Origin of the sequence: Halopseudomonas sp. MFKK-1 (genome assembly GCF_027474385.1) — a bacterium.
In the GTDB taxonomy this organism is placed as follows: Bacteria; Pseudomonadota; Gammaproteobacteria; order Pseudomonadales; family Pseudomonadaceae; genus Halopseudomonas; species Halopseudomonas aestusnigri.
On sequence record NZ_CP114836.1, the window covers coordinates 2405545 to 2429319 of the forward strand.

19 protein-coding genes are annotated in these 23775 nt (G+C 62.6%); 8 read left to right on the plus strand and 11 right to left on the minus strand.

Annotated features, from left to right (window positions below; translation table 11 throughout):
• Positions 1 to 36: 36 nt before the first annotated feature.
• The 4 genes from smc (at position 37) to O5O48_RS11320 (ending at position 7977) form a co-directional block, all read left to right on the plus strand.
• The gene (smc, locus tag O5O48_RS11305; protein ID WP_269687041.1) at positions 37 to 3531 is read left to right on the plus strand and encodes a chromosome segregation protein SMC; all 3495 of its coding nucleotides are present in this window, start codon (positions 37 to 39) and stop codon (positions 3529 to 3531) included.
• Between the two features lie 89 nt (positions 3532 to 3620).
• The gene (gene zipA, locus O5O48_RS11310; protein WP_228246150.1) at positions 3621 to 4457 is read left to right on the plus strand and encodes a cell division protein ZipA; all 837 of its coding nucleotides are present in this window, start codon (positions 3621 to 3623) and stop codon (positions 4455 to 4457) included.
• Between the two features lie 155 nt (positions 4458 to 4612).
• Positions 4613 to 6988, plus strand: coding sequence for an NAD-dependent DNA ligase LigA (gene ligA, locus O5O48_RS11315; protein WP_269687042.1), 2376 nt, complete (start codon positions 4613 to 4615; stop codon positions 6986 to 6988).
• Positions 6985 to 7977: a tRNA dihydrouridine synthase gene (locus O5O48_RS11320; RefSeq protein WP_269687043.1), complete on the plus strand. Its 993-nt coding sequence runs from the start codon at positions 6985 to 6987 to the stop codon at positions 7975 to 7977. The genes ligA and O5O48_RS11320 overlap by 4 nt, the downstream gene beginning before the upstream one ends.
• A 137-nt stretch (positions 7978 to 8114) precedes the next feature.
• Here O5O48_RS11320 and O5O48_RS11325 read toward each other — a convergent pair whose 3' ends face one another.
• The 3 genes from O5O48_RS11325 to O5O48_RS11335 all read right to left on the minus strand — a co-directional run bounded on the left by O5O48_RS11325 (position 8115) and on the right by O5O48_RS11335 (position 11286).
• Positions 8115 to 8462, minus strand: a complete 348-nt coding sequence (locus O5O48_RS11325) for a hypothetical protein (RefSeq protein ID WP_228246147.1) — start codon at positions 8460 to 8462, stop codon at positions 8115 to 8117.
• Positions 8463 to 8506: 44 nt separating this feature from the next.
• On the minus strand, positions 8507 to 10069 hold the full coding sequence (locus O5O48_RS11330) for a methyl-accepting chemotaxis protein (protein WP_269687044.1): 1563 nt from the start codon (positions 10067 to 10069) through the stop codon (positions 8507 to 8509).
• Positions 10070 to 10185: 116 nt separating this feature from the next.
• The gene (locus O5O48_RS11335; protein ID WP_269687045.1) at positions 10186 to 11286 is read right to left on the minus strand and encodes an FAD-dependent oxidoreductase; all 1101 of its coding nucleotides are present in this window, start codon (positions 11284 to 11286) and stop codon (positions 10186 to 10188) included.
• A gap of 171 nt (positions 11287 to 11457) precedes the next feature.
• Between O5O48_RS11335 and O5O48_RS11340 the strand changes: the two genes are divergently transcribed.
• The 4 genes from O5O48_RS11340 (at position 11458) to O5O48_RS11355 (ending at position 16654) form a co-directional block, all read left to right on the plus strand.
• Positions 11458 to 12792: a spinster family MFS transporter gene (locus O5O48_RS11340; protein ID WP_233048218.1), complete on the plus strand. Its 1335-nt coding sequence runs from the start codon at positions 11458 to 11460 to the stop codon at positions 12790 to 12792.
• Positions 12793 to 12845: 53 nt separating this feature from the next.
• Positions 12846 to 14030: an acetyl-CoA C-acyltransferase gene (locus O5O48_RS11345; protein WP_088273690.1), complete on the plus strand. Its 1185-nt coding sequence runs from the start codon at positions 12846 to 12848 to the stop codon at positions 14028 to 14030.
• A gap of 126 nt (positions 14031 to 14156) precedes the next feature.
• On the plus strand, positions 14157 to 15956 hold the full coding sequence (locus O5O48_RS11350; protein ID WP_269687046.1) for an acyl-CoA dehydrogenase: 1800 nt from the start codon (positions 14157 to 14159) through the stop codon (positions 15954 to 15956).
• A gap of 101 nt (positions 15957 to 16057) precedes the next feature.
• A complete protein-coding gene (locus tag O5O48_RS11355; protein WP_269687047.1) occupies positions 16058 to 16654 on the plus strand; it encodes an IMPACT family protein in 597 nt (198 codons plus the stop codon).
• A gap of 92 nt (positions 16655 to 16746) precedes the next feature.
• Here O5O48_RS11355 and alkB read toward each other — a convergent pair whose 3' ends face one another.
• The 8 genes from alkB to O5O48_RS11395 form a co-directional block, all read right to left on the minus strand.
• Complete coding sequence (gene alkB / locus O5O48_RS11360; RefSeq protein WP_269687048.1) at positions 16747 to 17400, minus strand: DNA oxidative demethylase AlkB; 654 nt, start codon at positions 17398 to 17400, stop codon at positions 16747 to 16749.
• A gap of 98 nt (positions 17401 to 17498) precedes the next feature.
• Positions 17499 to 17774 carry a hypothetical protein gene (locus O5O48_RS11365; RefSeq protein ID WP_269687049.1) on the minus strand — a complete coding sequence of 92 codons (276 nt, stop codon included), beginning with the start codon at positions 17772 to 17774 and terminating at the stop codon, positions 17499 to 17501.
• Positions 17774 to 18562, minus strand: a complete 789-nt coding sequence (locus tag O5O48_RS11370; RefSeq protein WP_228246137.1) for an SDR family NAD(P)-dependent oxidoreductase — start codon at positions 18560 to 18562, stop codon at positions 17774 to 17776. The genes O5O48_RS11365 and O5O48_RS11370 overlap by 1 nt, the downstream gene beginning before the upstream one ends.
• A 178-nt stretch (positions 18563 to 18740) precedes the next feature.
• Positions 18741 to 19577, minus strand: a complete 837-nt coding sequence (gene surE, locus O5O48_RS11375) for a 5'/3'-nucleotidase SurE (RefSeq protein WP_233048213.1) — start codon at positions 19575 to 19577, stop codon at positions 18741 to 18743.
• 73 nt (positions 19578 to 19650) lie between these two features.
• Positions 19651 to 20697, minus strand: a complete 1047-nt coding sequence (locus tag O5O48_RS11380) for a phosphotransferase (RefSeq protein WP_088273703.1) — start codon at positions 20695 to 20697, stop codon at positions 19651 to 19653.
• A 94-nt stretch (positions 20698 to 20791) separates the two neighbouring features.
• Complete coding sequence (locus tag O5O48_RS11385; RefSeq protein ID WP_269687050.1) at positions 20792 to 21556, minus strand: SDR family NAD(P)-dependent oxidoreductase; 765 nt, start codon at positions 21554 to 21556, stop codon at positions 20792 to 20794.
• Between the two features lie 96 nt (positions 21557 to 21652).
• Complete coding sequence (locus tag O5O48_RS11390; protein WP_233048211.1) at positions 21653 to 22849, minus strand: acyl-CoA dehydrogenase family protein; 1197 nt, start codon at positions 22847 to 22849, stop codon at positions 21653 to 21655.
• 162 nt (positions 22850 to 23011) lie between these two features.
• Positions 23012 to 23638 (minus strand): TIGR04282 family arsenosugar biosynthesis glycosyltransferase, encoded by a 627-nt coding sequence (locus O5O48_RS11395; RefSeq protein ID WP_269687051.1) that lies wholly within the window; start codon positions 23636 to 23638, stop codon positions 23012 to 23014.
• Between the last annotated feature and the right edge of the window lie 137 nt (positions 23639 to 23775).

The window sequence follows — 23775 nt, forward strand, 5'->3', positions numbered from 1 at the left end:
GACCTGCGACACGGCAGTGCAAGGATATGCCCCTCAATGCGACTCAAGTGCATCAAGCTGGCCGGCTTCAAATCCTTCGTTGATCCAACGACGGTCTACTTCCCGACCAACATGGGCGCGGTGGTCGGGCCGAACGGCTGTGGCAAGTCCAATATCATCGACGCGGTGCGCTGGGTCATGGGCGAAAGTTCGGCCAAGAACCTGCGTGGCGAGTCGATGACCGACGTCATCTTCAACGGTTCCAACTCGCGCAAACCGGTCGGCCAGGCGTCTATCGAGCTGGTGTTCGACAACAGTGACGGCACTCTGCAGGGCGAATACGCCGGTTACAACGAGATATCCATTCGCCGCAAGGTCACCCGCGAAGCGCAGAACCAGTATTTCCTCAACGGCACCAAGTGCCGCCGCCGCGACATTACCGATATCTTCATGGGCACCGGCCTCGGGCCGCGCAGCTACTCGATCATCGAGCAGGGCATGATTTCCCGCCTGATCGAAGCCAAACCGGAAGACCTGCGGCTGTTTATCGAAGAAGCCGCCGGTATCTCCCGCTACAAGGATCGCCGCCGCGAGACCGAAAACCGCATTCGCCGCACCCACGAGAACCTGTCGCGCCTGACCGATCTGCGCGAGGAGCTGGAACGCCAGCTCGCGCATTTGCATCGGCAGGCGCAGGCGGCCGAGAAGTACAAGGAATACAAGGCTGAAGAGCGGCAGCTCAAGGCACAGCTGCAGGCGCTGCGCTGGCAGACGCTGAACGAGCAGGTGGGCCAGCGTGAGCACCGGGTACGCGACCTTGAGGTGGCGCTGGAGGCGCTGATTGCCGAACAGCGCAACGCCGACAGTGAGATCGAAAAACAACGTGATCAGCACAGCGACCTGACCGAGACCTTCAACCGGGTACAGGCCCAGTATTACAGCGTCGGTGCCGATATCAGCCGCATCGAGCAGATTCTGCAGTTCAACCGTGATCGTCAGCGTCAGCTGCACAGCGACATTGAAGAAACCGAGCAGGCCTGGCAGGAAGCGCAGAGCCATCTGACCCAGGACGAAGCCCTGCTGGCAGACCTGCAGGCGGAACTCGATGGCATTGAACCCGAGCTGGAGATGGCCGGCGCCGCCGAAGAAGACATCGCCATCACGCTGCAAAGCGCCGAAGACGCCATGCAGAACTGGCAGAGCGCTTGGGACCAGTTCAACCAGCGCGCGGCTGAACCGCGTCAGCAGGCCGAGGTGGAGCAGTCGCGCATTCGCCACATGGAGCAGTCGGTCGAGCGGCTCGGCGAGCGCATCCAGCGCCTGGAAGACGAACGCAGCGGGCTGAACGCCGGCTCGCTGGATGACGAACTGGCCGAATTGGCCGAACAGCTGGCCGAGCTGGAGCTGCGCAGCGAAACGGATCAAATGAAGCTCTCCGACGTCAGTGAACGCCTGCAGCAGGATCGCGAGACACTGAACGCCCTGCAGCAGGAACAGGATATTCACCGCGGTGAACTGCAGCGTGGCAGTGGCCGTCTGGCTTCGCTTGAAGCGTTGCAGCAGGCAGCCCTGGCCAAGGGCAGCGACGTCGGTGACTGGTTGGCAGGCCAGGGCGTACAGGGCCATGGCCTGCTGGCCGAGCAGCTGCAGGTCGAGAGTGGCTGGGAGCGTGCGGTCGAGGCGGTATTGGCGGATGATCTGCAGGCCATCGCGCTGGATGATCTTGATCAGCTGGATACCGCGCTGGCCAGTTTCGAACAGGGCAGCTTGCGTCTGCTGCAACGCGGCGGCGAGCCGGTCAGCGCACCTGGCAGCCTGCTGGACAAGGTCAGCAGCGGTCTGGACTTGAGCCCCTGGCTGGCCAGCATTCGCCCGGCAGAGAGTCTGGCGCAGGCGCTGAGCGCGCGCGCGATCCTGGCCGCGCACGAATCCTTTATTACCCGCGAAGGCCATTGGGTGGGTCCCAACTGGTTGCGGTTCCGCCGTGGTGAGGCCAGTGAAACCGGCGTGTTGGCCCGTCAGCAGGAGATGGAGCAGCTGCAGGCCAGCCTGGATGAGCAGCAGGCCGCGCTGGAGTCGGGGCAGGAGAAGATCGATCAGTTGCGTGAAGCGCTGCGTCGCCTGGAGCTTGAACGTGATGCGTTGCAGCAGACGCTGGCTGGCACCGGTCGTCAGCAGGGCGAACTCAAGGCGCAGTGGTCGGCGCGTCAGGTGCGTCTCGAGCAGATCAACGCCCGCCGTCAGCGCATCAGCGAAGATCTGGAAGAACTCAAACGCCAGCGCAGCGACGAACTGGAGCAGATCGGTGAAGCCCGGCTGACTCTGCAGGCGGCGCTGGACAGCATGGCCGAAGACACCGGCCGGCGTGAAGAATTGCTGCAGCAGCGTGATCTTGCGCGTGAAACCCTGGACCTCGCCCGCCAGCAGTCCCGTCAGCAAAAAGACCGTGCCCATCAACTGGCGTTGCGCGCGCAGTCACTCAATGCGCAGTTGAAAAGCACGCGGCAGGGGCTGGAACGGCAGCAGGTGCAGGCTGAGCGGCTGTCCGAGCGCCGTGAGCAGCTGCGCATGACGCTGGAAGAAAGTCAGGCGCCGGAAGATGACCAGCGCATCGAGCTGGAAACCCTGCTGGAGCAGCGCATTGCGGTCGAGCAGGAGCTCAGCGCGGCCCGTCAGGCGCTGGAAGGGGTCGACCAGCAAATGCGCGCGCAGGAAACCCGCCGCGTGCAGGCTGAGCAACAGGCGCAGGTGCTGCGCACCCAACTGGATGAACAGCGGCTCAACGCCCGCGACCTGCAAACCCGCCGTCAGGGCCTGCAGGAGCAGTTGACCGAGGCCGGTTACGATCTGCACGGCGTGCTGGCAACACTGCCGCAGGGCGCTAACGAAGGCGATTGGGAGCAGCAACTGGCGCAGTTGGATGCGCGTATCCAGCGTCTGGGCGCGATCAACCTGGCGGCCATCGAAGAATACGACCAGCAGTCAGAGCGCAAACGCTATCTGGATGCGCAAAATGCCGATCTGGAAGAAGCGCTCAGTACGCTTGAGCAGGTTATTCGCAAGATCGACCGGGAGACCCGCGCACGCTTCAAGGAGACCTTCGACAAGATCAATCAGGGGCTGCAGACGCTGTTTCCCAAGGTGTTTGGCGGCGGTCACGCCTATCTGGAGCTGACTGGCGATGACTTGCTCGATACCGGCGTCGCCATCATGGCGCGTCCACCGGGCAAGAAGAATAGCACCATTCACCTGCTGTCCGGCGGGGAAAAGGCGCTGACGGCGATTGCCCTGGTGTTCTCTATCTTCCAGCTCAACCCGGCACCGTTCTGCATGCTCGACGAGGTGGATGCGCCGCTGGATGACGCCAACGTCGGCCGTTATGCGCGTATGGTGAAGGAGATGTCGGCGCGGGTGCAGTTCATCTACATCACCCACAACAAGATCGCCATGGAAATGGCCGATCAGTTGATGGGGGTCACCATGCATGAACCCGGCTGCTCCAGGCTGGTCACAGTGGATGTGGAAGAGGCGGCTGCGTTGGCGGCAGTGTAGTTTTGATGGCGGCCGTGCTAGCATCCGGCCAGACGAGAGGCGGACAGTCAACCGCCCGATCAGCAAAGTGACGACAGGAACGGGTATTCATGGATTTCGGTTTGCGTGAGTGGCTTTTCATCATTGGCCTGCTGGTGATCGCCGGCATTCTGTTTGATGGCTGGCGGCGCATGGGTGGGCGATCAAAAATTCGCTTCAAGCTCGAACGCAACCTCGCTGACCTCCCCGAGGAGGGTAACGACGAGCTGCTCGGACCGCCGCGCGTTGTCAATCGCCAGGAACGTGCCGAACCGTCCTTTGGTGACAGCGGCCCGTCGGCTGCGCCCACAGGCGATGAAAAGTGGCATGAGCCAGAGCAGGTTGGTCTTGATCTGGACGAGCCTCCGGTGCTGGTCGACCCTATCGTTGCCGAGCCGCGCAGCAAGGCCCGTCCGGCCGCTGAAAAGCCTGCTGCCAGCGAAGCGGCTCCGCGCCCTGAGCAGCAAAGCCTGCCGGTGGAGCTGGTGCTGGTAATCAACGTGGTTGCTCGTGACGAGCAGGGCTTTCCCGGTTCTGCGCTGCATCAGAGCATTCTCGAAAGTGGTCTGCGCTACGGCGATATGAATATCTTCCATCGTCATGAAAGCATGAGCGGCAATGGTGATGTGCTGTTCTCCATGGCCAACGCGCTCAAGCCGGGCGTGTTTGATCTGGACGAGCTGGACCAGAGCCACGTCCGCGCGGTCAGTTTCTTCATGGGCCTGCCCGGCCCGCGCCATCCCAAACAGGCACTGGATCTGATGATCGCCGCAGCCCGCAAGCTCGCCCACGAACTGGGCGGTGACCTGAAAGACGAGCAACGCAGCGTACTGACCGCCCAGACCATTGAGCACTATCGGCAGCGTATCGCCGAGTTTGAGCGGCTCAACTACAGCCAACGGCGCTAGGCGCCGCTGGCTAGCCGCAAGCTACAAGCTTCAAGCTACAAGTAACCCGGCTCCGCTGCTCGGGCTCGGAGTGCTTTGGGTTTCGCTTGCAGCTTGCGGCTTAAAGCTTTGGTTCGGTTAGAATAGCCACCGAACTCCCAGCCCAGCGACCGCACATGCCCCAGCACGCCACTCCCGCCGAACGCGCCCTTGCCCTGCGTGAGGAAATCGCGCAGCACAATTACCGCTACTACGTCCTCGACGAGCCTGCAGTGCCGGACGCCGAGTACGATCGGCTGTTCAACGAACTCAAGGCCATCGAGGCGGAGCACCCTGATCTGATCACCCCCGACTCGCCGACCCAGCGGGTGGGTGGTGCGCCTGCATCGGGCTTCGGTGAGGTCAGGCATGAAGTGCCGATGCTCAGCCTGGGCAACGCCTTTGCCGAGCAGGACATGCTTGATTTTGACCGCCGGGTGCGTGAAGGGCTGGACCTGCCGGCTGGCGACCTGTTTGGTGGTGGGGCGGAGGTCGAGTACTGCTGCGAGCCTAAACTGGATGGCCTCGCGGTCAGTCTGCTTTACGAGAACGGGCTGTTGGTGCGCGGCGCTACCCGTGGCGACGGCACAACTGGCGAAGACATTTCCACCAACGTACGCACCATTCGCAATATTCCGCTCAAGCTGCGTGGCGAGGGCTGGCCTGCCGTGCTGGAAGTGCGCGGCGAAGTGTTCATGAGCAAGGCCGGCTTTGAGGCGTTGAATGAGCGTGCGCGCGAGGCGGGCAGCAAAACCTTCGCCAACCCGCGTAACGCTGCAGCCGGCAGCCTGCGCCAGCTTGACCCGACCATTACCGCCAGCCGCCCGCTGGAGTTTTGCTGCTATGGTTTTGGCCGCGTCGACGGCGAGCTGCCCGACAATCAGTACGCTATTTTGCAGGCGTTCAAGGGCTGGGGGATTCCGATCAGCCGTGAATTGAAGCTGGTGAAGGGCGTGGACGGCACCCTGGATTACTACCGCGATATCGGCGAGCGCCGCGCCGGGCTGGAATACGAGATCGACGGCGTGGTGTTCAAGGTCAATCAGCTGAGTTATCAGCGCGAGCTGGGTTTTCGCGCCCGTGAGCCGCGCTGGGCGATTGCCCACAAGTTCCCGGCAATGGAAGAGCTGACCGAGCTGCTGGATGTCGAGTTTCAGGTTGGCCGCACCGGTGCGGTGACGCCGGTGGCACGGCTGAAGCCCGTTCAGGTAGCAGGTGTAACCGTGTCCAACGCGACGCTGCACAACATGGATGAAGTCGCACGGCTGGGTGTGATGATCGGCGACACCGTGATCATCCGCCGCGCCGGCGACGTGATCCCGCAGGTGATGCAGGTGGTTGCCGAGCGTCGCCCGGCCGATGCGCGTCCGGTCGAGGTGCCAACGGCGTGCCCGGTGTGTGGCTCTGCGGTGGAGCGCACCCAGTTGGTCAAGCGCGGCAAATCGGGTTCGACCACCAGCGAAGGCTCGGTCTACCGCTGTGTTGGCCGTCTGACCTGTCAGGCGCAGCTCAAGCAGTCGATCATTCACTTCGTTTCACGCCGCGCCATGGATATCGACGGGCTGGGCGAGAAGAGCGTCGAGCAACTGGTAGATACCGGGCTGGTGGCGTCCCCGGCAGACCTTTACCGGCTGACCTTTGAACAGGTGCTGGCACTGGAGGGGTTTGCCGAGCTGTCGACCAAGAATCTGCTGACCGCTATTCAGGCCAGCAAGAAGCCGACACTGGCTCGTTTCATCTATGCCCTTGGCATTCCCGATGTGGGAGAAGAAACCGCCAAACTGCTGGCGCGTGCGCTGGGCAAGCTGGAGCGTATCGAGCGTGCGCTGCCTGAGGTGCTGGTCTATCTGCCGGATGTGGGGCTGGAAGTGGCGCACGAGATCCACTCCTTCTTCGCCGACGCCCATAACCGCCAGGTCATCGACCAGTTGCTTGAGCGCGGTGTCACGCCTGAGGAGCCGGGCGAGCTGGCGGCCGAGTTTGCTGCTTGCGTCTCGCTGGCCGATTTTCTGGCGCGACTGAATATCCCGGGCATCGCCAACACCGGTGCCGAGCGGCTGGCGAGCCAGTTCGGCAGTCTGGAGAAGATCATTAACGCTGACTGGCTGGACTTGAAACAGGTCGAGCGCCTGAACGACAAGGCAATCAAGGCGCTGCGCGAGTATTTCCAGAACCAGGCCCTGCGCGCCGGCGCGGAAGCTGTCGAGCAGCAGCTGCGCGACTTCGGCATGCACTGGCAAAGCCCGCGCGCGGAGACCTCCGGCGGGTTGTTGCTGGCGGGGCAGACCTGGGTGCTGACCGGCACGCTGGAAGCCATGTCGCGCGATGTTGCCAAAGGGCATCTGGAAAGCCTCGGTGCCAAGGTCGCCGGCAGCGTGTCGGCCAAGACCCATTGCGTTGTCGCAGGGCCCGGTGCCGGCAGCAAGTTGGCCAAGGCCGAGCAGCTGGGTGTGAACGTCTGGACCGAACAGCAGCTGCTCGACATGCTGGCCGAGCATGGCATCAGCGCATGAGCGGCCCCGAGCGCATGAACAGCCTTGAGCGGATAAACGGCCCGGTCGTGCTGGCCCCGATGGAGGGGCTGGCCGATGCACCCATGCGCGATGTGCTGACCCGCATCGGCGGGATCGACTGGTGCGTGAGCGAGTTCATTCGCGTGACCGAAGGGCTGCTCAACGTCGCCACCATTCGCCGCAGCGTGCCGGAAAGCGAGCACGGCTGGTGCACCCGCGCCGGTGTGCCGGTGCGCCCGCAATTGCTCGGCTCGGATGTGCGCTGGATGGGGGAGAACGCGGCGCTGCTGGCGTCGATGGATGCGCCGGCAATTGACATCAACTTCGGCTGCCCGGCCAAGACGGTCAACCGTCATCGTGGCGGCGCCGCGCTGCTGACCGAACCCGAGTTGCTGCGCGAGATTGTTGCCAGCGTGCGCGCGGCAACACCGGCGCATATTCCCGTGACCGCCAAGATGCGCTTGGGCCTGACCGATACCAGCCAGACGCTGGAATGCGCGCAGGCGCTGGCTGACGGCGGCGCCAGCGAGATCACCGTGCATGCGCGCACTAAGGTGGAAGGCTACAAGCCGCCGGCGCATTGGGAGTGGCTGGCGCGCATTCGCGAAGCGGTTGAGGTACCGGTGATCGCCAATGGTGAGGTGTGGAGCACCGAGGACTACCGCCGCATTCGTGAAGTCAGTGGCTGTAACGCCGTGATGATTGGACGCGGATTAGTTAGGTGCCCGGATCTGGGGCTGCGCATCGCGCAGAATACCGATGAGATCGTGCTTGGCTGGGAGTCGCTGTGGCCCTGGCTCGGTGACTTCTTCCGTCAGACTCGGCTGCGGGTAGTAGATCGTCACGCGCCGGGCCGGCTGAAACAATGGTTGGCCATGCTCGGCCAGCATTACCCTGAAGCGCGCGCGTTGTTTGACAGTCTGCGCCGCGAGACCTGCGCTGATGCCGTTACCCGACGGCTGGAAGGCCCGCTGCAATCGGCGGCCTGATTAACCATACCCGGTGTCTCGCCACTATCCCGCCCGGTGCGAAGCCGGGTAGGGTGGTGAACGCCGAAGGCCTCGCCACCATCGCCCTGTCAGCGACCGCCGGTACGGCGGCGCCGGCCTAGAGGCTGCGATTGGTGCTAGGCGGATTTTGCCCGCCCACGGCCGAGCAGCAGAACCTTGGTGTTACCTGAGGCCTGTCCACTTGCCCAAAGCAAATAGGCGGCAAGAAACAGCATTCCACCAAAAAATGCCAGAATGCCCAGCACAATGCCGGAGCCCGAGAACTGGTGGCGCCAGGCTACCCAGATAGCAGACAAACTGAGGAATGACATGAAGTCGAGGTTGAACTGCCCTTGCCAGCTCATTTCGACGATATTGCCAAAGAAAATCGGCAGCAGGTTCCAGCCATGCTCCATTCCGACCAGCATGGTGTATGTCACCAGCCCCAGTGTTATTGCCAATAGATAGGCACGAAACAGCGCCATAGCCTTTTCCCCGTGTTTTACCCGACAAAGCATCCGGTCAGTCGTTACTGTTCCGGCTTGTACCCCAGCCGCAGCCCGCCCCAATGCTCACCATTCACCATGATAGGCACTGACAGATCGTGCATCACCTCGCCGGTATCCCGTTTGTAGGTCTGCAGCAGCAGGGCTTGCTCATGGCTGCCGCAACGCCGGCCGGTCGGATCATCAAACAGTCGCTTGCTGCGGCAGTGCAGGGTGTCGTGCTGTACGTCGCCGGTGGGTTGCTTGCTGAAGCGCAGGTTGTGGGTCGGCACATAGCCCGAGGGAATGGCCGCGATGGCATAGACCAGTTCCGGGTGCTGTTGCAGGAGCGGCTCCTGAATGGCCGGCAGCACCTGATCGGTGTAGCTGTCGAAAGCGCTGCTGTAGCGGGCCGGGTTGCTGCCGGGGATGAGTTTCAGGTTACGGTCAAATAGCGCGCTGCGCTGGATCTTGCCGCTGGCCAGATCCGCCTCAAATCTCGCGGCAATGGCGCTGGCGGTTTGCTGTGCGGCATCGAAGAAGCGTTGGTGGTATTCGTCCAGGGCGACATCAGCCAGCATCTCACTGACCTGCTCGGCCAGCGACACCAGGTTGATCGCTTCGCCGCCGAGGCGTCGGGTTTGCTCATCACTCTGTTCGATATCGCTGCGTACCTGCTCCAGCGCGCTGCTCAGGTTGGCCAGCTGGTCACGATTGGTCAGGCTACTGTCGGCGATCTGCCCGGTAACGGCCTTAACCTCGTCACCCTGGGTGCTGATTTCTTCCAGCTGGCCGGCGGCACTTTCAATCAGGCTGACGCCGCCCTGGACCTGCTCTACCAGCGCGGCAAAGTCGGCATTTACCCGCTGACTCTGCTGATGCATGCGTTCAATGATCTCGGCGACTTCAGAGGTGGAGGAGGCGGTGCGGGCGGCCAGTGCCCTGACTTCATCGGCGACGACGGCGAAACCACGGCCCATGTCTCCTGCACGGGCGGCTTCGATGGCGGCATTGAGAGCGAGCAGATTGGTCTGGCTGGCAATGGAGTCGATTACCTCGGTGACCTGTACGATCCGGGTGGTCTGGGCATTGAGTTCGTTGAGTACCGTGTTGGCTGCGTCAGTCTGGCTGGCCAACTGGTGCATCACCTGGGTGGCCTGATCCAGTGCGTCTCGGCCCTGCTGACTGCGGCTGCGCGCCTGTTCGGCGGCGCCGTCGGCGCGTTCGGCATAACGGCTGGTAGCGTCGACCTCGGCGGCTATCTGCTGGGCGCTGTCGGTCACCTGACGAATCGCCAGCAGCTGTGACTGCTGGCGCTGGCGCAATTGCTCGACCGAGTGCGCGACCTCGGCCGCGGCAATGGCGTTTTGGCTGGTAGCGCGGGACAGGCGCGCGCTGAGATCGGCGCTGCCCGTTGTGCTGCCTGATGGTTCGATCACCGATGACGGGTCGGAGGGCGGATAAAACCAGGGCAGCCCGATCCAGGGCAGCACGGCGAGGATCAGCGCGGGCGCAAGCACGTCAACGCCGGCGCTGTAGTAAAGCCAGCCAAGGGTGCCCAGTTGCAGCAGGGCGAGAATCGCTTTGCCGATAAATCCGGTGTGCATAAGCAGAGGTCCATTCAGGGGCGCAATGCCCAGTATTGTTCTTGTTATGGTCGATTCAGCCTCATTTAGCCATTTGTCTCGGGTACCGACAATTGATCTTTGGTCTTGGCCCGCCGTCAGGCTGGGGGGCAGTCAAGCTGCAGGCTGCGCATGAAGTCGGTGTCGAGCCTGTTCTTCAGCCACAGCGCCGCGCGACTGCGCAGCGCCAGGGGGCCATAACAGGCCAGGGCCTGCCGGTCTGCGGTGGCCAGCAGGGCAAGTGCTCTGGGCTGGGGCTCAAAGCGCAGCTGTGGCGGGCCACCCTGCAATTGGGCGCGCAGATTCGCGCCCAGTATCGGCCCCTGGCGTACGGCGTAAACGCCGGAGTGAGGGCAGCCGGCCAGCGCCGCACAGTCGCCGCTGGCAAAGATCTGCGGATGCGAGGTGCTCTGTAATGTGGCATCGATGCTGGTGAATCCGGCTTTGTCGGTCGCCAGCCCGCTTTGGGGTTGCCAGGCAGCCGGTGCGGTACCGGTAGCCAGGATGACCGCGTCAGCGGCAACCGGCGGGGCATCTGCCGATCTCAGGGTGCCGCGCTCGATTGCCGTGACAGCAGTATTCTCGTGCAGCGTGATACCGCGCTGGGCAAACAGGGATCGGGTCGTGCGCGCAGCTCCGGCTGGGTGCCCGGCGAGCAGCCGGGATGCGCACAGCAGCGTCAGCTGACTGCGGGGCAGAGCCTTTTGCAGCGCCAGAGCCAGCTCTACCGCGGCTGCGCCGCCGCCCAGAATCACCAGCTTCTCCGGGCTTTCGCCGGCCTGCCATGTCTGCCAGTAACGGAACAGATCGGCAAAGGGTTTGGCGCCGATGACGGCAAGGCTCTGGTCATTGTCGGGCGGCGCTGGATTCATTGCACCGCTGTTGATGGATAGTACGGTGCTGCGCAATTGCTCCCCGCTGTCCAGCTCCAGCAGCCGGTTGTCGGCGTCAAGATGTGCCAGCCGCCCGATGTGCAGGGTCAGACCCGTGGCGTCACAGAGCGGGGCCAGTGCAATGCGGCATTGCTCTGGCTGCCAGCGGCCGGCCAGCATGCCGGGCATCATGCCGGAGTACCATGCATGGGGTTCCGGCGAGATCAGTGTGCTGCCGGGCGGAACCTGATAGCCCTGTTCAATCCAGCCGCGCAGGGCGATCAGGTGGGCATGGCCGGCACCGACCATGATTAGGGGTGAGCTCATGGTGCGAGGGCCTTTTCAGAGAGCTGCGGAAACTGTTTGAACAATACATAGCCTCCGGTGATAGACACGCATTGAGGTTGCTGATCGCTGTATTTCGAAATCGACTTTCGCTGTGCGAACCTGATAGTCTCGTCCTGCTGATAATTCCAACTACAAAAAATGGAGCATAGCGTGGACGAGAATAATAGTTATCCGTCGCCCAAACGAGCCTGGCTGACGGTCAGTATTTTGCTGGTTGCCTATGTTCTGTCCTTTGTAGATCGCCAGATTCTGAACCTGCTGGTTGGGCCTATTCGCCAGGACCTGCAGATTTCCGATACTGAAATGAGCCTGCTGATGGGTCTGTCATTTGCCGTTTTCTACACTGTAGCCGGTATTCCGCTGGGGCGGATTGCCGACTCCAAGAGCCGCCGCGGCCTGATCGCTGCGGGCGTGGCCGTGTGGAGTCTGATGACCGCGTTCTGCGGTCTGGCGCAGCAGTACTGGCATTTCATCGTTGGTCGCATTGGCGTGGGCGCAGGAGAAGCTGCGCTGTCTCCAGCTGCCTATTCGCTGATCGCCGACAGCTTCCCGGCCAATCGTCGCGCAACGGCCATCAGTGTCTATGCCATGGGTATTTATCTTGGGGCTGGCGCTGCATTTTTGCTCGGTGGCCTGGTGGTGACGTGGGCTAACGCGCAAGGCCCGATGGTGCTGCCGCTGCTGGGTGAAGTCCGCCCCTGGCAACTGATTTTCCTGGTGCTGGGTGCCGCAGGCCTGCTGTTCTGCCTGGTGCTGCTGGCGATCAAGGAGCCGTCCCGCAAGGGTATTGGTGCCGGCGTCGCCGTGCCGCTGAAGGACGTGGGCCGTTACCTGATGGGTATTCGCAAGGCGGTGCTGTGCCATAACTTCGGTTTTGCCTGTCTGTCGTTTGCTTCCTACGGCGCCTCGGCCTGGATTCCGACCTTCTTTATTCGCAACCACGGGCTGACTCCGGGCGAAGTCGGTGTCTACTACGGCTCGCTGGTGATGGTTGCCGGGTCTCTGGGGATTGTATTCGGCGGGCGTCTCGCCGACTTTCTTGCCCACCGCGGCTGTCGCGATGCCAACATGCGGGTTGGTCTGCTCTCGGCTATCCTGACCCTGCTGTGCAACGTGGTGTATCTGGTCGACAACATGCCGCTGCTGTGGACCATCATGTTCTTTAACGTATTCACGGTCGCCATGCCGTTTGGTGTCGCACCGGCGGCGATTCAGGAGGTCATGCCCAACGCCATGCGTGGTCAGGCCTCGGCCATCTATCTTTTCACCATTACCCTGATCGGTCTGGGTATTGGTCCGACCGCCGTCGCGCTGTTCACCGACTACGTGTTCCAGGACGACATGGCGATCCGTTATTCCATATTCATCGTTGCCAGCGTGATTACCGTGGGCGCCATCATCCTTCTGGCCATGGGGCTCAAACCCTACCGGGAGGCACGGGACACGCTGACACGCTGGGGTGAACAGCAGGGCCAGCCGGGCTGAGGGATAACCCCGGCTGCAGGCTGATGTACTTGAATTTCAACAGGAGCAACAACATGACAGACGCAGTTATCGTATCTACGGCCCGTACCGGCCTGGGCAAATCCTATCGCGGCGCACTGAACAACACCCACAGTGTTGACATGGCCGGCTTCGTCATTGAAGAAGCGGTCAAGCGCGCAGGTATCGACCCGGCGCTGGTTGAAGACGTGATCCTCGGCGCAACCTTCCACGAAGGTGCCCAGGGCAAGAACATGGCGCGTCTGGCTGCCATCCGCGGCGGTCTGCCGGTTACCACTGCCGGTATGTCGCTGAACCGTTTCTGCAGCTCCGGCCTGCAGTCCATCGCCATCGCTGCCCAGCGTGTTGTCAGCGAAAAGATCCCGGCCATCGTTGCCGGTGGCGTTGAGTCCATCAGCCTGTGCCAGAACGACAAGATCAACATGTTCCACGGCACCAACGAGTGGATCATGAAGAACAAGCCCGAGCTGTACCTGTCCATGATCGAGACTGCCGACATCGTAGCCCAGCGCTACAACGTCAGCCGCGAGTCCCAGGACGAGTACTCCCTGCTGAGCCAGCAGCGCGTGGCTGCCGGTCAGCAGAGCGGCAAGTTCGCCGACGAAATCGTACCGTTCAAGGCCATCATGAAGGTCCAGAACAAGGAAACCGGCGAAATCACCGACCAGGAAGTGGTTCTGGATCGTGACGAGTGCAACCGTCCGAGCACCACTCTGGAAGGCCTGTCCTCCCTGCAGCCGGTCCGTGGCCCGGGCAACTTCATCACCGCCGGTAACGCCAGCCAGCTGTCTGACGGCGCGTCTGTCTGCACCGTGATGAACAGCAAGGTTGCCGAACAGCTGAACGTTGAGCCGATGGGTATTTTCCGCGGTTTCGCCGTTGCCGGTTGCGAGCCTGACGAAATGGGCATCGGCCCGGTCTTCGCCATCCCGCGCCTGCTGCAGCGCAATGGCCTGACCATGGACGATATCGGTCTGTGGGAACTGAACGAAGCCTTCGCTTCCCAGGTTGTCTACTGCCGTGACCGTCTGGGCATCCCGGCCGAGAACCTGAACGTCAACGGTGGCTCCATCGCCATCGGCCACCCCTACGGTGTAACCGGCTCCCGCCTGACCGGCCACGCGCTGATCGAAGGCAAGCGCCGCGGCGTCAAGTACGTGGTTGTCACCATGTGCATCGGCGGTGGCCAGGGCGCAGCCGGTCTGTTCGAGATCGTCTGATCCCAGCCGCAAGCTTCAAGCCGTAAGCTGCAAGCAAACCCGGGCCATGCTCGGGTTTCGCTTTTCGGGCTTGGCTTGCCGCTTGAGGCTTGGCGCTTGTAGCTAAAAATTCCAGAGGAATTTTCCGTGTCCCAGAAAATCATCAATACCGACGATCTGGCGTTTCTGCTCTATGAAATGCTGGATATCGAGCGCTTTACCCAATTCCCGCGTTACGAAGACCACAGCCGCGATACCTTTGATGCCGCCATCGAGCTGGCGCTGAAGGTCGCGAGCGAGACCTTTGCACCGCACAACCGCCTGTGCGATGAAGACGAGCCGCGCTTCGAGAATGGCAAGGTTGTGATTCGCCCGGAAGTCTCCGAGGCGCTGGCCGTGCTGCGTGATACCGGCCTGATGGCTGCCTCGCAGGATTACGAGCGTGGCGGCATGCAGCTGCCGGCGGCTGTTGCCCAGACCTGTATCGGACTGATCAAGGGCGCCAACGTCAGCACCCAGGCCTACGCCGGTCTGACCATCGCTGCTTGCAACCTGATCATGGCCCACGGCACCGACGAGCAGAAGCAGCGTTACGCCGAGCCGATGATGGCCGGCCGCTTCTTCGGCACCATGTGCCTGACCGAGCCGCACGCCGGCTCCTCGCTGGGTGACATCAAGTCCCGCGCGATCCCGCAGGACGACGGCACCTACCGCATCAGTGGCAACAAGATCTTTATCTCCGCAGGTGACCACGAGCTGAGCGAGAACATCGTGCACCTGGTGCTGGCCAAGCTGCCCGACGCACCGCCCGGTGCCAAGGGCATCTCGCTGTTTATCGTGCCCAAGTTCCTGGTCAACGACGACGGCAGCCTCGGCGAGCGCAACGACGTTCAACTGGCCGGTCTGATCCACAAGATGGGTTACCGCGGCACCACCTCCACCATGCTCAACTTCGGTGAGAAGGGCGGGGCGGTCGGCTACCTGGTCGGCGAGCCGCACAACGGTCTGGCCGGCATGTTCCACATGATGAACGAGGCCCGCATCGGCGTAGGTCTGGGTTCGGTCATGCTGGGCTACACCGGCTACCTGCACGCGCTGGAATACGCCCGCGAGCGTACCCAGGGGCGTGGTCTGGCCGAGCGTGATCCGGCAACCCCAATGATCCCGCTGGTGCAGCACGCCGACATTCGTCGTCTGCTGCTGGCGCAGAAAGCCTTCGTTGAGGGTGGTCTGTCGCTGTGCCTGTTCTCCTCGACCCTGGTTGACGAGAAGAAGCACGCACCGGATGCCGCAGCGCGCGAAGAGGCCGCTGGTTTGCTCGACCTGCTCACACCGATCGTCAAATCCTGGCCGTCGCAGTTCTGTCTGGAAGCCAACAGCCTGGCGATTCAGGTGCACGGTGGCTACGGCTACACCCGCGAATACCCGGTCGAGCAGTTCTATCGCGACAACCGCCTGAACCCGATCCACGAAGGCACCCACGGTATTCAGGGGCAGGATCTGCTGGGCCGCAAGGTGAGCATGGCCGGTGGCCGGTTCTACCAAAGCCTGCTGACCCGCATCCGCGCCACCCTGAGCGAGTGCGCCAGCGTCGCCGAGCTGAAAGCCAATGCCGAGCTGCTGAGCACTGCGCTGAACACCGTCGAAGGCATCACCGATGCGCTGCAGGCGATGAAGAAGAGCGACCCGGATCGCGCCCTCGCCAACGCCTACCTGTACATGGAGTGCTTCGGTCATCTGGTCGTTGGCTGGCTCTGGCTGCGTCAGGCCCAGGCTGCCCTGCGTGGCCTGCAGAACGGCGGCGAGCGCCCGGCGAGCTTCTATCAGGGCAAGCTCACCGCCTGCGATTACTTCCTGCGTTACGAACTGCCCAAGCCGATGGCACTGGCAGACGTGCTGCGCAGCGCGGATCGCACCACGCTGGATATGCCGCTGGATTGTTTCTGATCCCGCAGGTGTGACGAAAAGCCGGGCCTTGGCCCGGTTTTTTGTGGCTGCCAGAAGTGCGGGCGCTGACTGTTCTGTTGGTGTCGAGGTATCCTTGCGCGATGTACAGCCTTGCCCATCCCGTCACCAGTTCGCTGGAAATCCGCAAAAGCCGTTTCCTTGCCTGCGTTGAGCCCATCGCCGACCGTGCTGCAGCGCAGGCGCGGGTAGATGCCCTGCGCGCCGAACACCCCGGCTGTGGGCATGTGTGCTGGGCACTGCTGGCGGGCGGTCATAGCGCAGCAGTGGACGACGGCGAGCCGTCGGGAACAGCAGGGCGCCCCATGCTGGACGTACTGCGCCATCAGCAGCTCGACGGCGTGCTGGCAACGGTCGTGCGCTATTTCGGCGGCGTAAAGCTTGGCGCCGGCGGGCTGGTGCGCGCCTACACCGATGCGGTTGCCCAGGCGCTGCTGCAAGCCGAGAAGATCGAACACATCCCCAGCCAGACGCTGACCTGCGAACTGGCCTACGCCCACGAAGGCGTCGCCCGTAACCTGATTGCCGAGCTGGGCGGTGAGCTGCTCGAGGTCAGTCATGGCCAGGCCGTGCGGCTGCAGGTGCGCCTGCCCGCCAGCGCCACCGAAACCCTGCATGAGCAACTGATGTCCATTACCCGTGGTGAGCTTGGCTGGGACGCTGAGGGGCCGGTCGAGTGATACTTCACTGCGGATAGGGGCAGTGCAGAGGGTGCCTGAGTGCATGTCAGGAAAGGCCCGCACCTGCACACACGAACCACCCAGCCCGTCTGTCAGCGCACCTTCCTGAACGTCAGGTTATATCGCACCGCGCCGGTGGCGCGGTGATTGGCCTTTTTGCCCAGCGGTGCGACGCCGTGAAAGTACAGTCGACTGACACCACCCCAGACTACCACATCACCGTGCTCGAGCAGCCAGCGACTGGTCGGGTCGCTGCGGTTGGGGCCGCCGAACAGGAAGGTGATGGGGGCGCCGAGGGAGACGGAGACGATGGGGGCGGTGAAGTCCTGTTCGTCCTTGTCCTGGTGTAGGCCCATGCGGGCGCCGGTTTCATAGCGGTTGATCAGGCAGGCTTCCGGGGCGAAGTGGGCGAAGCCGGCGTTTTGCGCGGCGCGCTCGGCCAGTTCTGCGAACAGCGCGGGCATGGCGGGCCAGGGCTGGTTGGTTTGCGGGTCTTGCGGGCTGTAGCGGTAGCCGTGGCGATCGGTGACCCAGCCATAGGCGCCGCAGCTGCTCATGGCGGCGGACATCTGATAGCCGCCGGGGGTGACCTGGTGGCGAAAGGGCGCCTGCGCGGCGATCTGTTCAATGGCTGCCAGCAGGGCGTCGGCGTCATTCAGCGCAAAGCCTTTCAGCAGCCAGGCATCGGGGCCGATCTGCTGCTTTGCCGCTGACGCGGGCGCGGTGAGGTCAAGCAGGCCTTGCATGGCGGCAGTCCGGATTGAATGGTAGGGCTGGGTAAGACGGCATGGGCAGACCGGTAGTTAAGGTGTCCGGCCATGATGCGGGAGCAACGGGTGTTTGCTCAACCCTGAGACTGAATCAGGGAGCCGTCCCCAAGCAGAAGACTCAGACCGTTCGAGTCAGGGGGAGGGCAGGGGGCTGCGCCATGACGACGTGCAATGGTTTGCAGGCCGGGAGAGAAGTACAGAATCAGTTGGCAGTGCAGGTCGCCTGATTCGAGCTTTTGCAGTACCGCTTCACCGGCAGGCACAGGCGCCAGTTCGGCGCGCAGTGCCTCCAGCAGCGGCTCGGCCAGCGTTGGGTCACCGACGACCCAACGCGACCACCCGGCGTTCATCAGAACTTCATGCCCGGCAGGTTGAGCGAGGCGGTGTTGCCGCCGTCGACGGCCAGCGCCTGGCCGGTAACGAAGCTGGCGTCGTCGCTGGCGAGGAAGGCGATGGCGCCGGCGATCTCTTCCGGTCGGCCATAGCGGCGCAGCTCGCAGCGGGTGCCGAGCTTCTCTTCCTTGTTGTTTTCGCGGGCGTACTTGAACACCGGTGCGGTCATGCCGGTTTCAATCAGGCCGGGGCACACGGCGTTGACGCGAATGTTGAACTGGCCGAGGTCGCAGGCCGCGGTCATGGTGAAGTTGATCACGCCAGCCTTGGACGCGCTGTAGGCGTTGCCACCAGCACCAGAGCGAATGCCTGCCACCGAGGCGGTGTTGACGATGGCGCCGCTGTTCTGCTCGCGCATCTGACGCGAGGCGTACTTGGTGAACAGCATGACGCCGAACAGGTTGACGTTGATGATCTTCTGCCAGGTTTCCAGGCTCTGATCGGTGGCGATGCTGTAGTCACCACCGGCGATGCCGGCGTTGTTGCACAGCACGTCCAGGCGGCCGTAGTGAGCGATGGTGTCGGCGACGCACTGCTCAACGGCGGCTTCGTCGCTGACATCCAGTGCGCGCTGCAGTACCTCGGTGCCAGCTGGCAGTTCCTTGATGGTCTGCTCCAGACCTTCGGCGTTGCGGTCCACCAGCATCAGGCGCGCGCCTTCGCTAGCCAGACGTTTGGCGGTGGCACGGCCGATGCCGCTGCCGGCGCCGGTGATCAGGGCGATTCTGTTCTCGAAGCGTTGCATTTCAAACTCCTTTGGGGCGAAAGCGGCAAGCCACAAGCGGCAAGCTGCAAGCAAAGCTGGCGCGGTGTTGATCTGCGCGGGTTGTCTCAAAGTCCAGCAGGGGTATTAAAGGCCGTAAAAACAATTGACTGGCCTGTCGCATAGCGCACCCTGTTGTAGCTTGTAGCTTGTAGCTGCGTTAATGACTAATACTCGGATCATCCGCCGCAGTATTGTTGGCGCCGTTCTGATCGATACCCAACTGGTCGGCCATGTCGCTGGTGTCGACTTGCCAGCTGCTGGCGATGTCGCGTTCAAAGCGTACCGGGGACAGGGCGATCAGGCCGTCGCGCAGGGCACCGACGTCGGTCTGACGGCCGGTGATGCGGTCGGTCTGGCGCTGGAAGCCGAGCCAGTAGTAGGGCACGCCGCGGGTGTCTTCCCGGCGTTCGATGTTCACGCCGCCGATGCTGCCGCGTTGCGGGCGGCAGATGGCGACACCGCGGACGTCTTCCGGCGGGCGAGCCGGGAAGTTGATGTTCATGGCGCAGTCTTCCGGCCAGCCGGCGTCCAGCAGTTGGCGCACCAGGTTGGCCCCGTACTGGCGGGAGGTTTCCCAATATACGTCGTTGCCGGGGATGTAGGCCTGGCTGAGGGCAATGGACGGAATGCCCAGCAGGGTGCCGGTCAGCGCGCCGCCGATAGTGCCGGAGTAGGCGACCGAATCGCTGATGTTGGCGCCGTTGTTGACGCCGGACAGCACCAGATCGGGTTTGACCGGCAGCAGTTCGGCAACGCCGAGCAGGACGCAGTCGCTGGGAGTGCCACTGACGCTGAACCGGCGTTCTTCAAACTGGTGAACGCGCAGCGGGTGGTGGACGGAGATAGACATGGACACGCCGCTCTGGTCCAGATCGGGCGAGACGATCCACACTTCCTCGGCGATCTCGTTGGCAATTTCTTCGAGCACTTGCAGGCCCGGGCCGCGCCAGCCATCGTCGTTGGTCAGCAGTACGCGTTTGACGGGTTTGCTCATTGGCAATCCTCATTGTTCGAAACGGGTGGGGCTTGAATGTGCAACGGGGCAGCTTGAGCTGCCCCGCTTGGTCCTACTTCTGGGCGATTTCCCAGCCACGCTCAGCCAGCAGGCTGGCGCGTTTGCCGACTTCCAGAGCGTCGGCGTTGCTGGCGTTGCCTTGCAGTGCGCGGTGGTAAACACCCTGCACAATGGCGGCCAAACGGAACAGCGAGAAGGCGATGTAGTAGTTCCAGTTCGGCACGCCGCTACGGCCGGTGTATTCGCAGTACCAGTCCAGCAGTTGCTGCTCTTCCGGCAGGCCGAGGGATTTCAGGTCGGCGCCGACCATGCCCTTGGCGCCGTCGACGTTGACCGGCATGTGGTACGGCAGACAGCAGTAGGCCAGATCCGACAGCGGGTGGCCGAGGGTTGCCAGCTCCCAGTCGAGGATCGACACGACCTTGGACTCGGTCGGGTGCAGCATCAGGTTGCCGATGCGGAAGTCGCCGTGGGCGATGGTAGTGCTTTCGTCGGCCGGGATGTTCTCCGGCAGCCACTTCATCAGGGCGTCCATCGCCGGCATGTCGTGGGTGCGGCTGGCTTCGAACTGGCCGCCCCAGCGTTTGACCTGACGGGCAATGTAGTTGTCGGGCTTGCCATAGCCTTCCAGGCCGATGGCCTTCCAGTCGGCGTTGTGCATCTTGGCCATGGTTTCGATCATCGACTGGTAGATCGGCATGCGCTCTTCCTGCGCTACCTCGCTCAGCAGCGGCTGGGAGTAGACGCGGCCTTCGACGTAATCCATGACGTAGAACGCTGTGCCGATGATCTCGGGGTCTTCACACAGCAGGCGTGCGGTCGGTACCGGCACGTCGGTCTTGCCCAGGGCGTTGATGACCTGGAACTCGCGCTCGACCATGTGGGCCGAGGGCAGCAGTTTTCCCGGCGGCTTCTTGCGCAGTACGTAACGCTTGCCGGCGATTTCCAGCAGGAATGTCGGGTTGGACTGGCCACCCTGGAACTGCTGAACCTTGATGCCCTGGTTGGCTCCCGGAAGGTAGTCCTGCAGGTAGTTGGCGAGCTTTGCCTCGTCGAACTTGTGGGCAGGCAATACGTCAATCAGGGTCGCTCCGCTCATCTTTGAAGATCCTGTTGTTGATGGGTCAAGTCGGCAAAAATAACACGCCAGGGCGAGCCCTGGCGCGTTGAACAGCGAGGTGAATCAGACGTTATCAGGCAATGGTATCGCCGCCATCGGCGACGATGGTCTGCCCGGTAACGTACGCCGAGGCGCTGGAGGCCAGAAACAGCGCGACCCCGGCGATATCCACCGGCTCGCCTACGCGGCGCAGCGGCAGCTTCTCTTCCACCTTGCGCAGGCGGTCCGGATCTTCCAGCAGGGCCTGGGCAAAATCGGTACGGATCAGGCCAGGGGCGATGCTGTTGACGCGGATACCCTGCGGGCCCCACTCCAGCGACAGGTTGCGGGCCAGGCCTGCTTCCGCCGCCTTGGACATGCCGTAGACGCCGATATTGGCGCTGGCACGCAGCCCCGCAATGCTCGACAGCAGGACGATGGAACCGCCGCCTTGCTCGACCATGTGCGGGATGACCATGTTGCACAGCCAGAAGGTGCCCTTGACGTTGGTGCCCATGATCTTGTCGAAGGCCTCGTCACTGACTGTGTGGGTCGGGCCATAGACCGGGTTGGTGGCCGCGTTGCAGACCAGTACGTCGATGCGGCCAAAGGCCTCCAGGGTGCGATCAACCAGATTCTGCAGCTGGGCCTTGTCGCCCACATGACAGGCAACCGGCAGAGCGTCGAAGCCCTGACTGCGGAGCTCGTTTGCCACCTGCTGACAGGCGTCAGCCTTGCGGCTGGAAATCACCACCTTGGCGCCAGCCTTGGCGTATTCCTCGGCAATCGACTTACCGATGCCCTTGGTCGAACCGGTGATGATGGCGACTTTACCGGTGAGATCAAACAATGTGCTCATAGAACCTCGCTTCGCTCGAGCCACAAGCTTCAAGCCTCAAGCTAAAACCAGTGCAAGGTCAGCTTTAGGCTTGCAGCTTGCGGCTTGACGCTGCCCTTACAGATATTGGCTCATCTCCATCTTCGCAATGGCATTCAGATGCACTTCGTCCGGGCCGTCGGCCAGGCGCAGGGTGCGGGCTTTGGCGTAGGCGGAGGCGAGGAAGGTGTCCTGGCACACGCCCTTTGCGCCGAAGATCTGAATGGCGCGGTCGATCACGTTGCAGGCCATGGTCGGGGCTACGGCCTTGATCATGGCGATCTGCTGACGGGCGACCTTGTTGCCGAACTTGTCCATGCTGCGCGCGGCGTGCAGGGTCAGCAGGCGGGCCTGGTCGATCTCGCAACGGGAGCGGGCGATCATTTCCGGCACGCTGCCCAGCTTGTACATCGGCTTGCCGAAGGCAACGCGCTCGCTGGCGCGGCGGCACATGGCTTCCAGTGCGCGCTCGGCGATACCGATGCTGCGCATGCAGTGGTGAATGCGGCCCGGGCCAAGGCGACCTTGGGCAATCTCGAAGCCACGGCCCTCACCCAGCAGGATGTTGGAAACCGGGACGCGCACATTGTTGTATTCGATTTCGGCGTGGCCGTGCGGGGCGTGGTCGTAGCCGAATACGTGCAGGTCGCGCACGATCTTCACACCGGGGGTGTCCAGCGGCACCAGAATCATGCTCTGTTGCAGGTGCTTCGGCGCGTTTGGGTCGGTCTTGCCCATGACGATCGCGATCTTGCAGTGCTCGTTCATCGCTCCGGAGGACCACCACTTGGTGCCGTTGATGACGTACTCGTCACCTTCGCGGCGGATCTCGCACTGGATGTTGGTGGCATCGGAGGAGGCGACGTCGGGCTCGGTCATGGAGAAGCAGGAGCGGATTTCACCCGCCAGCAGCGGCTTGAGCCACTGTTCTTTCTGCTCGTCGTTACCGTAGCGCTCGATGGTTTCCATGTTGCCGGTGTCCGGCGCGTTGCAGTTGAAGACTTCACCGGCGAAGGAGACGCGACCCATGATTTCACACAGGTGGGCGTACTCTTCGTTGGTCAGGCCGGCGCCACGCTCGGACTCGGGCAGGAACAGGTTCCACAGACCCTGCGCTCGGGCCTTTTCCTTGAGCTCTTCCAGGATGGCCGGGTGGCCCCACTTGTTCTGTTTTACCTGCTCGTAGAACACGGCTTCGTTGGGGTAAATGTGCTCATCCATGAAGCCCTGGAGCTTGGCTTTCAGATCTTGGACGCGGGGGCTGAGGTCAAACATGTTGAATCCTTTGGCGGTGGTTCGTGGGTATGTGCTGTGATGCTGCTGACCATATAGTCACAGCTGCCAAAGGAGAACGATGTAGTGTCGATGGCAATAGGTATGCATAACTTACCCTGATAACTCAGGGCGGGCATTATTAGTGCGGGCGAGACAAAATCGTCACGCACATGGGCGCGTTATGTCCTGCAGTTCGCTGGGCAGGCGGCCAAGGTCCTCGGGTGTGTCCAGATCCCAGAGTGCCGGGCCTTCCCACAGCGTCAGGCCGGCAGCTTCGAGGCGTTTGCGGGTATCGTTCAGTACCTGCTCGTGACTCCAGTGCATGTTCTGAAAGGGGGCTGGATTGGCTTCACGCTGGCCTATCAGCACATAACCGCCGTCTTCACTGGGAATAATCGCGGTGTCGTGCCGATTTAGTGCACGGCAGGCGGCAAGCACGTGCGTGCTGTCCATGTCGGGGCAGTCGCTGCCAATCAGCAGGGCTCCATCGGGATGCTCGGCAATGGCATTGGCCATGCGTTCGCCGAGGTCTTCGCCGCACTGCTGCCGCAGCTTAAGGCCGTGTTCGCTGGCCAGTGCGCGCAGCACCGGGTGTTCGGGATTGGTGGCGTAGAGAAAGCGCGGCCCCGGCCAGTCGAAGGTCTGGGTCAGGGTGCGTTGCAGGAGTCTGAGGTAGAGATCACGGGCGCCAGTGGCGCCGAGAGCGGGGATCAGTCGGGTTTTCACCCGGCCGGGTTCGGGCGCCTTGGCGAAGATCAGCAGTGGCAGAAAGGCGGATTCAAATTGCATGGCTGTTTCTCGCTTGCAGGACACGTGGTGGCTGTGACCTGGACTCCTGCAAAATGTTCGCCAGTACGGTCATTGTTATCTGGCAACGGTGCCTTTTTGTGATGCAGGTCGGCGTTATGTTTTTCAGCATAGATTCT